This is a genomic window from Pirellula sp. SH-Sr6A (assembly GCF_001610875.1).
GTDB lineage: Bacteria > Planctomycetota > Planctomycetia > Pirellulales > Pirellulaceae > JBKCUI01.
This window is the reverse complement of the sequence record NZ_CP011272.1, coordinates 5,210,566-5,222,954: the sequence shown is the minus strand read 5'-3', so window position 1 is coordinate 5,222,954 and position 12,389 is coordinate 5,210,566. Positions and strand designations below refer to the sequence as shown.

The window sequence follows — 12,389 nt, the reverse complement described above, 5'->3', positions numbered from 1 at the left end:
GCCTTCACCCCCCTCTTCGTCCTAAAAGGGAATGTGACCTGCCGCGTCGCATGAGCAATCCCAAGAAGAAGGGTCCGCCCAGCATTGCCGTCAAGATACCGACCGGGAGCTCTGCCGGGGCAACCACGGTTCTTGCGGCCGCGTCGGCGATCAAAGTGATCGTGGCTCCGAGCAATCCGCTCATCGGAATCAACAATGTATGCCTCGTACCAATCAACAATCTTGCGATCTGCGGTGCGATCAATCCGACAAAGCCAACCACTCCCGCCGTTGAAACCGCAGCGGCAGTCGCAACGCTCGCCGCGAACACGACCGACAAACGCAATCGGGAGAGATTGAGTCCAAGCGATTGCGAAGCGATATCGCCGAGCGAATAGGCGTCCATCTGCCTCGCCATCATCCATAGCCAAACCATGCCAAAAGTCGACAGCACGACCAACGTGGGCAGCGATTGCCAGTTCGACGCGGCGAGGGACCCCAAGAGCCAATTCAATATGACCATCGTCTTTTGCCCGTCGTGCACAAACATCAACAGCGAAACGAGAGCGTTCGCCAGGCTGCTAATTGCGACTCCGGCGAGAAGCAACGTCAACGAGGATGCCCCTCGGTTCGCGGACCCGATGACAAAAACTAGCCCAACGGTGAAGATGGAACCCAACATGGAGAACATCGATGTGGGGCTCACCCCGAACATCGACCATCGCCATCCGATGATCACCGCGATGGCCACTCCCAATGCTGCACCGCTCGACGCGCCGATGACATAGGGATCGGCCAAGGGGTTTCGAAACAGACATTGAAATCCAACGCCAGCGATCGCCAGCGCGGCGCCTGTCCACAACGCCGCTAGGACTCGTGGGAGACGCAGGCTGGTCAGAATGGTAAACTCCATTTGCTGACCCTCGCTCGAACTTTGCGTTAACCAATCCCAAATGGTCCCGATGGAAATCGTCACAGGACCGATCCCAAGACTGACCACCGATAGGATTCCAAGTATCAAGAGAGAGGCCAATAGGAGCCATTCGCTCTTACCACGAATGGCCTTTAGAACGGGATTCGTCGGTCTCACGGCTTCGATCCCGATGGGTTCGGTGCAACGATGGATTCATCCACGGGCAACTTCGGTGCAACCTCTGGATATACCGCTCGGATGATTTCATGCAAAGCCGAAAGCATGCGAGGCCCACATCGAGAGACGAGATCGCCATCGATGACGTGAATCCTTTGATTTTTCACCGCGAGCATCTCACCCCATCCGGGACGTAACGCCATCTTTTGCACATCGACTTTTTGACTATGTGTCGTCGGAGCTAGGATCACATCCGGGTTCCGTTGAACGAGCGCTTCGCGACTAACTCGAGGATACCTAGCCTGCACATCAGCGAAAATGTTTTCCGCATTGGCCAAGCTCAGCAATTGGCCGATGAAAGATTCAGGGCCAGCGGTCATGAGAGGATCGTCCCAAACTTCGTAAAACACGCGAGCCCGCTGGGATGGTGCGATGTCCGCGACCAACTGCTGCAAGCGTTTCAATTGGGAGGCAAATCGATCGGTGAAATGATTCGCATTGGCTTTGGTACCCGTTAACCGTCCTAGCAGTTCGGCTTCGGATAGCAACTCATCCACCGATTCGGGACCGATGCCGATAAGGGGAATGCCAAGGGGTTCAAAGGTCTCGATCAACGCCTGATGACTATCCCATTTGAAGAGAATAACGTCCGGGCGCGCCGCTAGTATGGCTTCTCGACTGATCCCTTCAATGGTCCCTTTCCCGACGATGGGAATCTTTGATGCCCCCTCGGGGAAATTGCAATATTCGGTTCGTCCCACAAGCTTGCTCTCAGCGCCGATGGCGAAGAGGAGTTCGGTCGTGGACGGATTAAGGGAGATTATTCGTTCAGGACGATTTCGGATCGTGACCTTTCGATTCAGACGGTCGGTAAACGTGTAGGGAAACTCGTTAGAAGCGATCTGAGACGAGGACGACTCCGGACTAGCGTTCGTGGAAAAAGACTGAGGTTCTTTCGAATCGCAGCCTGGCAGGCCCCATCCCATCACCATCGCAATGCAGAGCGAGAAAAGGGTGGACAAAGCGTTGAGACAGGGGTACATCCAGTCTGTCGAGAGTCGCCGAGTTGACAGCATGGAATCGGCCTCAGGGGTCCAACCGGATGGAATAACAACGTTCAATGACATCCGGGGTGATGCTATCGGTGCCCCTATGGGTTGTCAATGAAATCAAAGTCGTGGCTATCGCAACCAAAGCCAGAGCAAAAGCCCTGTCCCGGCGATCACCCGATACACGGCAAACGGAACGAACCCGCGAGAGCGGACCCATTGGATGAACCATGCGATCACGCCATAGGCGACGACAAAACTGGTAACGAATCCAATCGCCAAGCTCGTCCACTCTCCTCCAGAAGGCATCGGTTCGGTTGCCAAATGTTTCACGAGCTTGAACCCGGAAGCGGCGAACATCACAGGGATGGCAAGAAAGAAACTGAACTCCAGGGCCGCTGATCTACTCAACCCGAAGATTTGCCCCCCGGCAATCGTCGCCATGGAGCGACTCGTTCCAGGAAACGCGGCAGCCAGAATCTGAAAAAAGCCGATCGCAATCGCTTGCCGGAGACTCATTTCTTCCAATCTCTCGGTTTTGGCGTGATCGGAATAGACGCGATCGATAACGACCATGGCAATACCTCCGATTACCAGCGCAATGGCAATGACCCACAGGCTCTCCAGGTTTTCACCGATGATTTCATCGATCAAGAAGCAAGGGATGGCGGTGACGACAAAGCTCACCAGCACAAGCGCCAATGGATGACGGTACGATGCTTTCCAGTCCGATTTCAGAGAAGCTCGGAACGAAACCAGAAATGCAGCTAACCTAGCCCGAAAAAAGGCGATGACGGAGAGGATCGCCCCCAGTTGAATCACTACGGCAAACATCTTCCAAAACGGCAGTGTACGATCGATTCCGAGCAGCTCCTGCGTCAGGATGATATGCGCGGTCGAGCTCACCGGAAGAAATTCCGTTAGTCCCTCCACGATGCCTTGGAGTAACGCAGCGATGTAATCGTTCAATGAAAAGACTCTTGGGGAGGGTTGCTTACCGTGTTCGGGGTTTGACGATTCTGGCTGCCAGTCCGCGACCCGACGGGGATTCTAACGATGAAATTCCAGGCTGAAAGCGGTTGATTGGGGAACTTTGTCGTTGGTAACGGTTGTGCGGCTTGGCAACGGCAGCCCAGCGAATACACTGCGACGTATGAAGCCGAGATTTAGACTGTGGGGAAAGAAAAAAGGGGGCCGGATGACCGGCTGGTGGATCATGGGCTCCCTGGGAGAGGCCACATTCTTCGCCACATGCTTCCTCGTCGGCGTTCTCAGTCTTAGTACCTTTGTCAGCTGGCTCAAGGTCGGGTACGGATTCTGGCTATCCGTCGGAGTCTCGGCGGCTTTGGTCGTCTTGGGTGCCGTTGGTTTCTGGGTCCGTGTTTTGAAAGTCGCCATGAGCGACGAACACCGAGAAGCGATCGCGAAGAGCGGTTTGCTGCCTCGCCCACGACAGACCAAGAAGGCTCCTCCGCCGATGATCCCATCGCTCGAGCCTTTCACAGACAGTCCGGGCGCGAAGCTGGCTTATCGACTCCCAAGCCCGTCGCACGACTTGATGGCGTTCATCGCTGTTGGGGTCTTCGCTATGGCTTGGAACGCCATGCTAGCTATCTTCTTTGTCGTCGCTGTACAAGGGTTCCTTGGCGGACGAACTCCGATAATGTTGCTACTGCTCCTGTTGCCTGGCGCCTACATCGGTCTTCGTTCGACCCAGCTGTTCTTCAAGACTTATGTGCAAGTGCTCGGGATTGGATCCACTACGGTTGAGATCGAAGACTTACCGCTGGTTCCCGGTCGCACTTACAAGATTCTATTGGTCCAGTACGGCAGGCTGGTGATCAAGAAACTAACCGTTCGACTAGTTTGCGAGGAGGAAAGCACGTATCATTTCGGAACCGACATTCGCACCGAGCGATCCATCGTGCGCGAGCAGGTGGTATTGGATCAAGGTCGTACGAGAATTGATTGGGGGCGTCCGCTAGAACTGGAGGGCGTGCTGAGTATCCCTAACGATGCGATGCACTCGTTTCAGAGCTTGCATAACGCTGTTCATTGGAAGATCATCGTCGAAGGAGAGGCAAATCGATGGCCATCGTACTCCCGAAGTTTCCCCGTAGTAGTGTACCCGCACGCGCTAGACAAAACGTTGAATCTTCCGTCATGATCCGATTGCTTGGACTCCAACCCACTTACATGCCTAACGATGTACTCGAGTTCGAGTACACCGTTTCCAACATCGATCGATCGACCATTGCTGCCGTAGAAGTCTCGGTGATATGGCTTACCGAAGGCAAAGGCTCCGAAGACATGGGAGTCCATTTCTTTCAACGTGTTAGTGGCAATTCGCTGGCAGCGATCGAGTGGTCCAATCCGCGACGGCTTCAAGTTCCCTTGCCGGAATCACCTCTCTCCTACGAAGGAAAGATCCTGACAATCTCCTGGTGCGTTCGCGTTCGCTTTTACTTGAGCGACGGCACCGAATTGGTGGCACAAGAACCATTCTATCTCGGCACCATCACCAAAGCCGTTTAGAACTCTCATCCTGCAGTCATTGGATGCATCATCCTCGCGTCCACTCGCTACCCATCTTTGCGAGCGTCGCGCCACTTCTTCAGGCTTCCGAGTTTCTCGCAACGGCGCCAAGGCGCTAAGTGAAGAGGAGATGGGGGGAAGGAGAACCGGGGAAAGTTGCTAGAAAGTTCGATTCGAACCGCCATCGTATCTCGTATCGCAATCCGTCATTCACCCTTATCCTTTCACGTCCGTCCCTGGTTTTCGCTTTGCGATCTTTGCGCCTTGGCGCGCCACTTCTTCACGCATCCAAGTTTCTCGCAAAGGCGCCAAGACGCTAAGTGAAGACGAAACGAGGGAAGGAGAGTCAGGTGAAGCTGCTAGAAAATTCATTTTGGACTGCCATCTCATTTCTTATCCCAATCCGTCATTCTTCCTTATGTTTTCAATTCCCTCCCTGTCTTTCCCTTTGCGATCTTGGCGCCTTGGCGCGCCACTTCTTCACGCTCCAAGTTTCTCGCCAAGACGCCAAGACGCTAAGTGAAGACGAAACGAGAGAAGGAGAGTCAGGTGAAGCTGCTAGAAAATTCATTTTGGACTGCCAACTCATTTCTTATCCCAATCCGTCATTCTTCCTTATGTTTTCAATTCCCTCCCTGTCTTTCCCTTTGCGATCTTGGCGCCTTGGCGCGCCACTTCTTCACGCTCCAAGTTTCTCGCAAAGGCGCCAAGACGCTAAGTGAAGACGAAACGAGGGAAGGAGAGTCAGGTGAAGCTGCTAGAAAATTCATTTTGGACTGCCAGCTCATTTCTTATCCCAATCCGTCATTCTTCCTTATGTTTTCAATTCCCTCCCTGTCTTTCCCTTTGCGATCTTGGCGCCTTGGCGCGCCACTTCTTCACGCTCCAAGTTTCTCGCAAAGGCGCCAAGACGCTAAGTGAAGACGAAACGAGGGAAGGAGAGTCAGGTGAAGCTGCTAGAAAATTCATTTTGGACTGCCATCTCATTTCTTATCCCAATCCGTCATTCTTCCTTATGTTTTCAAATCCCACCCCGTCTTTCCCTTTGCGATCTTTGCGCCTTGGCGCGCCACTTCTTCTTCCTCTTCTTCTTCTATTGCGATCTCGTCGGTGCAAATAGATGTTTTTATTTACCGGCGTGCATGACCAAGTGAGGGAGTTCAGGGAGGATGAGTTTCTCCATGGCCAGCCGGACGCCGGCCGTTGATCCAGGCATCGTCAATACGATCTTGGTACCGATCCGCCCGCCGCTTGCGCGACTCAGCATGGATGCCGATCCGATCTCTTGATAGGAAAGCATTCGAAAGAGCTCCCCGTATCCTGGGATGGCGGAGTCATAGATCCCTTCGACCGCATCGACAGTGCAGTCTCGGGCTGCGAGACCTGTTCCGCCCGTAATCAAGACCGCTTCGCAATCCCTTTCGGCCAGCAATTCCAATACCGCCTGCCGAATGGCATCTCGCTCATCCTTCACGATGCGTCGATTGCAAACGGGAAAGCCGCGAGCGTGGCAAAGGTCTTCGATCAGTTGCCCGCCCCCGTCGGTTTCTAACGACCGCGTGTCGCTTACGGTAAGAATCGCAACGGTGACCTGTTCACCCGCCGTGCGTCGATGCTGATTCGTCGATTCCGACATGCTTCCTCTTTGCAATGAACCCTTCGCGGTCCGTTTCAGACGTCTTGGAACAAACCTGGCTTGCTCTGCGAGAAGAAGGTTACCGGGTTCTCATATACCACCCTGCGAATCAATTCGCGGGAATGGCCTCGCTTCTTAAGCTCCATGATGAGATCCGGAATGGCGGTCGGTTTGCTCGGCCCCCAATCGCCGGCGGAGTTGGCCATCAAACGTTCTGGCCCGTACTTCTCAATCATGTCAGCCGCCCGCTGCGGAGTGCATTTGCTGACTGGGTACAAAGTCATACCGGCCCAGAAGCCATTTTCCAGGACCGCTTCGATGGTGTGCTCCTCGACATGGTCGACCAAAACGCGCGAGCGATCGATTCGAGAATCTCCCATGAGCATATCGAGGATCATTCGAGTCCCTTGGTACTTGTCTTCCAAGTGAGGGGTGTGGATGAGGATTTGCTGGTTGTACCGAATTGCCAGTTCCAAATGTTCCAGAAAGATGATCGATTCATTTCGCGTGTTTTTGTTGAGACCGATTTCCCCGATGCCGAGGACATTGGGTTTGTCCAAAAACTCAGGGATCATCGCGATGATTTCTCGAGAGAGCGAAACGTTCTCCGCCTCCTTGGCATTGATGCAAAGCCAAGTGAAATGCCGGATCCCATATTGAGCGGCCCTTCGAGGTTCGAACTCCGTCAATTGCCGGAAGTAATCGCGAAAACTTTCAACGCTTCCGCGGTCAAACCCTGCCCAAAACGCCGGTTCGCTCATCGCAACACACCCCATTCTCGCCAACGTCTCGTAATCGTCCGTTGTGCGCGAAACCATGTGGATGTGGGGATCGATGTAGTCCATCTTGTCTGTATCTCCTTATTTCACAGGGCTTTGCAATTCGTGCCGCATGAAATCTTTCACGAGTTATCGGTTCAGTCGGGTAAAATGGCTGTGCTTGGAAGCGATTTCCCCGTTTGTTTTTGTTCTTCTAGGATACCACCGTGAAGCCTGGTCCGAATCCCTAAGTCCAATACTGTAGGTCGAAAAAGGCCTACCGCTGCTCCATCGCTGGCAGCCAGCACATACTTGCTAACGGGCCGGACGACGCACCAAACGGGAACACCTATCTTGCTGCCCTAGACAGGTTTCGCAAGCTCGTAGCCCAAGACGACGAGATTGGCACTGATGGATATCTCATTTCCGAACTGATTAACCAGTACAGAGCACATTTGAAGGCAACCCGGACAAGCTGCGTTCCAGGCGTGTTCGAGGCCATAGCCCGCCGCTTCATCGTTGTGTTCGGTAAAAAAAGGTCTTCGAGCTGAAGCTCAACGACTTTGACCAGTGTCTCACCGAACGGGAGCCGTGGAATCCAACCAGCAAAGCATAAGCGGATGCCCTGATCCTCGGTGCCATTTCGTGGGCACGGAAGAAGGAATTCATTCAAACAGCCCCGCTGACGGGGAAGGTGGGGAAGCCGCGGCCCATTCTTCGGGGACGTGACGCACGCATGGCTGACGACCTCTGTGACCTGCTCATATCGGAGTGCTTTGAGCGGGGGACGTACAATCGCAAAACAAAACCGACAATCCAGAGGTTCATTTGAAGAATATCGGCTTTTGCGAGCAGTTTGGTAGTTTCTTGTGGTTGCTACGAATCACTGGAGCACACTCTGTCGAACTGCGGAATGCTGAGGAATTCAGCTACCAGAACGGGCGGCTCGTCTTTCGGTGGAACGCTACGAAGGGATATGTACACAAAACGGCAAAGAAGACTCAGCGTGATCGCGTGATGATTCTGACACCCGAGGCTCCGGCATACACCGAAACGTGCATCAAGAAATACCCGGATGGCCCGATCTACCGAACGGATCGTGGTGCGAAGCGGGTGCAAACGAACTGCACGAAAAAACGGAGGGGATGGCTGCTGAAACGCCCAAAAGTTCTCACCTATATCGAGCAGCATGGAATCGACGCGAACCAAGTAAAAATGTACAACTTTCGACACAGTTTCGCGTGCAACTACCTCGACCGGACCGGCGAGATCTTCTCGTGCGTCATGATGATGGGCACATCAGTCAAACATCCCCAGACCCGTTACTTCCACATGGATGAGGACAAGCTGCACGAAAAATTCCCGCGATACCATGAGACGCTGGAGGCTCCGGCACTTGCTTCCGAGGAAGCGGGTTAGAGTACGGCAAGCAATTTCTCGTGGCAGTATGAGTATGGCCGAGATGATTCATCCCAAACACCAGCATTACGTCCCTCAGTTTCTGTTGCGGAACTTCGCCGACAGCAAGGGACGAGTTGCAGTGTTCGATAAGGCCACCGGACGGTCGTTCACAACCTTGCCGAGAGGCGTAGCTGCGGAGGCCCGTTTCTACGATTTCATTGATGGGAATGGTAACACGCAGACGCTTGAGTACGAGCTTGGAAAGCTGGAAGCGAGCATTTCAGGGATGTTCGCAGAGATAATCAAGAAAGAATCCCTTGCCCACCTCACGAACGACGAGAGAGCTGAGCTGGCTTACTTCGCCGCCGTCCAACAACTGCGAGTGAAGGCAATTAGGGAACGGGCACAGAGTCTAAACGCGGGGATTCTTCGGGTGCTTGAGGAACGCAGAATTGATGGGGGCGATGTCATTAAAAAACTGAGTGAGAATGACCTAAAGAATCACGCCGCATTGGTTCTACAGACCGCACAAAAGATCGGCTGGTACTTCTTCAATAAGATTTGGATTCTTCGCCGCGCCCCCGCCGATACGCCGTTCTGGATTTCAGACAATCCGATAACGCTGCACAATGTCGTCGATCCGAAACAGCGAGGGCTGGACAGCCCAGGAGTCGAAATCCTCCTGCCGATCAGCCAGGAGTTTTCAATCTGCTTCATGTGCGAGGGGCATCGCCGAATGCTCAAGCAGGGGATGCTCGATCTGCAGAGGTACGAACAACAATTCGGGCGGCCACACGAGGGCGCAGCAGAAATCCGGCACCTAGCCGAGGTGATCGAGAAAGGGATTCCCGATTTTCTTACTTCCGAAAGTGTCGATCATCAAAATTTGCTACAGGTTCAATACGCGTCAAGGTTCGTTATCGCACCGCAAGTTGACTTCGATCTAGTGAAGAAAATGATTGAGGTGAATCCGACGCTGAAGGAACCTCCCGGGTTCACTGTTTGGTAGACCGTGCGGCCGCCTTCGGATCGCGTAAATGCAATGTGGCTTCTCGCGCGAGGCAGGTCATACGGCCGCGTGTTCTGTTTTAGTGCAAGTCACAATATCTTCGTCTCAATCGCGCGCTGCGTTCGGCCAGCCGCGAGCCAGAATCATGACCATCCTTAAGAGGCCAACGCAAACGTAATAAGTCGAGCACAACGCCAAGAAGGCGGGGGATGTGTGTTTGTCGAAGAAACTCCAAACATTCAAATCTATCAAACCAACAGTCCCTTACCCCAGCAGACGCAATAAGAGACTAGCAACCTGAACCTGCTGTGGCAAAGAGCCGAAAGACGGCCAATGTACACTAGGCTCTGTTTGAAAACTGGTGTTTTCGTAACTTTGCGAATTTGCGATAATCGACGGATCGCCAATCAAGGAGGATACGATTGTCTTGCCTCTCTAGAAAGTGGAATTCCCGCTGATTAGGCTAAGATAACCTGATCTTAGGAGGATTCCGATGACCAAATCACGTAGAAAATTCACCGCTGAGCAAAAGGCTGTCATCGTTCGACGGCACCTCAAGGGCAAAGAACCCATTTCCACGATAGCTGAGGAGCTCTCAATCCAACCGACGCAGATCCATCAATGGGTCGCCATGGCGCTCGATCAAGTGGAGCGAGCTTTCGAAAAAAACGCCAAATCCGAGAAAGCATCCAAGTTAGCAGAGGCCAAGATCAACCAACTCAAAGAGCAACGAATCAAAAAGCTTGAAGAGAAGCTCATGTACAAGAACGAGGTGATCGCAGAACTCATGGAGGAGAACGTCAAAGCAAAAAAAGCCAATGGGGACCTCTAGAAGGCGTTTGGGTCCCTCACGACATTCGAGACAAGATTGTCGACTACATGAAGTACTGGACCGAGCGATCTGAACTGCCTTGCAAGGCCTTGCTCAAATGGGCCAAACTCTCCACCAGCAATTACCACAAGTGGCTCAAACGCTACGGAAAGGCCAACGAACACAACGGTAAGATTCCGCGTGATTGGTGGCTCGAAGACTGGGAGAAGAAGGCTATTCTAGACTTCCACGAAAAACACCCGCTGGAAGGCTATCGACGATTGACATTCATGATGCTCGACGACGACATCGTCGCTGTCAGCCCAAGTACAACGTATCGAGTTCTTAAGACCGCTGGTCGTTTGGATCGCAAGATCGTTACTCCCAGCAAGAAAGGAACAGGCTTCATTCAACCAACGAAAATCCACCAGGAATGGCACGTGGATGTCAGCTACATCAACGTTGGCGGCACGTTTTACTTCTTGATATCCGTACTCGATGGATTCAGTCGCTACATCGTTCATCAAGAACTTCGCGAGACGATGAAAGAACAAGACGTCGAGTTGGTAATTGCAAGGGGAACGGAAAAGCACCCGGGCGTGAAGCCGAGAATCATCAGCGACAACGGCCCGCAATTCATCGCTAAGGACTTCAAAGAATTCGTTCGCGAGTACGGCCTTACACATGTACGGACCAGTCCCTACTACCCGCAAAGCAATGGAAAGCTGGAACGCTGGCACGGTTCACTCAAGAGCGAGTGCATTCGTCCAGGTTGCCCTGCAACAAAGGATGAAGCCGAGAAGCGAATAGCCAACTACGTGCATTACTACAACACAGTACGTTTGCACAGCGCAATCGGTTACATCACCCCCGCCGACTGCCTAGCAGGACTAAGCGAAGAGATATGCAAGGAACGCGATCGCAAGCTTGAAGCAGCACGCCAGTTGCGACAAGAAAAGCGAGCTGCGGCAAAACAAGTTGCATAGCCCAAGCTGAGCGATTACAACCAAAGCGGCTTCACGAAGGATAGGGCTCTGCAGAGGTGCAACCTGAGCGTCGTGAAGCCCGAAGTCGGAATGCAGAGCGGACCTTCACCAAGGACCGCTCCATTCCATTCCGACTTTGAAAGTATGCGATAAACCTTCGCCGCACGATGCGGCGAAATCCCCAAGCAGGATGCCTTCATACTGCGTTAGCTGAGAAGTGGTCGATTCCATTTACCGGTGAACCAAGACACGATGGCACGTCACAGATTAACCGATTTGCAATGGGAATGCATCGAGGAACTGTTTCCGTCTCCGAAGACAACGGGGCGGCCTCCTACGAACTACCGCTTAGCGTTTGATGCCATTCTTTGGATTCTGCGCACCGGATCGCCTTGGCGCGATCTCCCTGAAGAATTTGGGAAGTGGAGAACTATCTACGGCCTCTACGATAAATGGAACGGTGATGGAACCCTTGACGCTGTTCTGAATAAGCTTCGTTCAGCTCGCATTGATGATGGTGCAATCGATAGTGATCTATGGTGTGTCGATGGGAGCGTCATCCGTGCCCATCGATGTGCTTCTGGCGGTGGAAAAAGGGGGCGCCAGACGAGCCAGCTGATCATGCACTAGGCCGTTCGCGAGGCGGATATTCAACCAAAATCCATCTTCTCGTGGATGGCATGGGCAATCCTCTGGCATTCACCATTACGGGAGGGCAAGCTCATGAGACCACAGCACTGCTCGAGGTCCTCGAGAAGGCCGACAACGATCTTCATGACAGCGAAGGTCGCCCGGTTGCTTGGCCAGTGAATCTTGCAGGAGATAAAGGTTATCGAGCCGAATGGATCGACGAGACGCTCATCGATCTTGGAATCAATCCGATCATCCCGTCGAAGTCGAATGAAGATCGCGACGCACGAACGGCACAATTCGACGGGGATTGTTATCGACGCCGGAATATTGTCGAACGCTCCATAGGTTGGCTCAAAGAGTGTCGACGCGTCTTTTCGCGATTCGAGAAGACCGCCATTAACTACGCTGGGATGATTAAAATGGCGATGATCGAACGATTCCTCCGAATGATGTGTAGTTAACAGTTTTCAAACAGTGCCTAGCGTATGCTATTATCAGTGCC

13 protein-coding genes are annotated in these 12,389 nt (G+C 53.0%); 8 read left to right on the top strand and 5 right to left on the bottom strand.

Annotated elements, in window-relative coordinates; all coding sequences use genetic code 11:
* Nucleotides 1-4: 4 nt before the first annotated feature.
* The 3 genes from VN12_RS20340 to VN12_RS20330 all read right to left on the bottom strand — a co-directional run bounded on the left by VN12_RS20340 (nucleotide 5) and on the right by VN12_RS20330 (nucleotide 3,087).
* A complete protein-coding gene (locus VN12_RS20340) occupies nucleotides 5-1,069 on the bottom strand; it encodes a FecCD family ABC transporter permease (RefSeq protein ID WP_168164530.1) in 1,065 nt (354 codons plus the stop codon).
* Entirely contained in the window at nucleotides 1,066-2,145 is a 1,080-nt protein-coding gene (locus VN12_RS20335) for an ABC transporter substrate-binding protein (protein ID WP_168164529.1), read from the bottom strand. Before VN12_RS20335 ends, VN12_RS20340 begins: the two co-directional genes overlap by 4 nt.
* Before the next feature lie 105 nt (nucleotides 2,146-2,250).
* Nucleotides 2,251-3,087 (bottom strand): undecaprenyl-diphosphate phosphatase, encoded by an 837-nt coding sequence (locus tag VN12_RS20330; protein WP_146678520.1) that lies wholly within the window; start codon nucleotides 3,085-3,087, stop codon nucleotides 2,251-2,253.
* A 184-nt stretch (nucleotides 3,088-3,271) separates the two neighbouring features.
* Here VN12_RS20330 and VN12_RS20325 point away from each other — a divergent pair, with 184 nt between their 5' ends.
* Together VN12_RS20325 and VN12_RS20320 are read left to right on the top strand one after the other, a co-directional pair.
* The gene (locus tag VN12_RS20325; protein ID WP_146678519.1) at nucleotides 3,272-4,285 is read left to right on the top strand and encodes a hypothetical protein; all 1,014 of its coding nucleotides are present in this window, start codon (nucleotides 3,272-3,274) and stop codon (nucleotides 4,283-4,285) included.
* Complete coding sequence (locus tag VN12_RS20320; RefSeq protein ID WP_146678518.1) at nucleotides 4,282-4,653, top strand: hypothetical protein; 372 nt, start codon at nucleotides 4,282-4,284, stop codon at nucleotides 4,651-4,653. Before VN12_RS20325 ends, VN12_RS20320 begins: the two co-directional genes overlap by 4 nt.
* 1,126 nt (nucleotides 4,654-5,779) lie before the next feature.
* Here the strand turns inward: VN12_RS20320 and VN12_RS20315 are convergent.
* Both VN12_RS20315 and VN12_RS20310 read right to left on the bottom strand, forming a co-directional pair.
* Nucleotides 5,780-6,289: a molybdenum cofactor biosynthesis protein B gene (locus VN12_RS20315; RefSeq protein WP_146678517.1), complete on the bottom strand. Its 510-nt coding sequence runs from the start codon at nucleotides 6,287-6,289 to the stop codon at nucleotides 5,780-5,782.
* Nucleotides 6,290-6,324: 35 nt separating this feature from the next.
* The gene (locus tag VN12_RS20310; RefSeq protein ID WP_146678516.1) at nucleotides 6,325-7,134 is read right to left on the bottom strand and encodes a TatD family hydrolase; all 810 of its coding nucleotides are present in this window, start codon (nucleotides 7,132-7,134) and stop codon (nucleotides 6,325-6,327) included.
* 780 nt (nucleotides 7,135-7,914) lie between these two features.
* Between VN12_RS20310 and VN12_RS25955 the strand changes: the two genes are divergently transcribed.
* From VN12_RS25955 to VN12_RS20285, 6 genes are all read left to right on the top strand, one after another.
* Nucleotides 7,915-8,466, top strand: a complete 552-nt coding sequence (locus VN12_RS25955) for a hypothetical protein (protein ID WP_168164528.1) — start codon at nucleotides 7,915-7,917, stop codon at nucleotides 8,464-8,466.
* Between the two features lie 43 nt (nucleotides 8,467-8,509).
* Nucleotides 8,510-9,457 carry a DUF4238 domain-containing protein gene (locus tag VN12_RS20305; RefSeq protein WP_168164527.1) on the top strand — a complete coding sequence of 316 codons (948 nt, stop codon included), beginning with the start codon at nucleotides 8,510-8,512 and terminating at the stop codon, nucleotides 9,455-9,457.
* 493 nt (nucleotides 9,458-9,950) lie between these two features.
* Nucleotides 9,951-10,289 carry a transposase gene (locus tag VN12_RS20300; RefSeq protein WP_146678514.1) on the top strand — a complete coding sequence of 113 codons (339 nt, stop codon included), beginning with the start codon at nucleotides 9,951-9,953 and terminating at the stop codon, nucleotides 10,287-10,289.
* A 47-nt stretch (nucleotides 10,290-10,336) separates the two neighbouring features.
* On the top strand, nucleotides 10,337-11,254 hold the full coding sequence (locus VN12_RS20295; protein WP_146678513.1) for an IS3 family transposase: 918 nt from the start codon (nucleotides 10,337-10,339) through the stop codon (nucleotides 11,252-11,254).
* Nucleotides 11,255-11,506: 252 nt separating this feature from the next.
* Complete coding sequence (locus tag VN12_RS20290) at nucleotides 11,507-11,884, top strand: IS5 family transposase (RefSeq protein ID WP_146675160.1); 378 nt, start codon at nucleotides 11,507-11,509, stop codon at nucleotides 11,882-11,884.
* Nucleotides 11,791-12,348 carry an IS5 family transposase gene (locus VN12_RS20285; RefSeq protein WP_146675159.1) on the top strand — a complete coding sequence of 186 codons (558 nt, stop codon included), beginning with the start codon at nucleotides 11,791-11,793 and terminating at the stop codon, nucleotides 12,346-12,348. The genes VN12_RS20290 and VN12_RS20285 overlap by 94 nt, the downstream gene beginning before the upstream one ends.
* Nucleotides 12,349-12,389 lie beyond the last annotated feature (41 nt).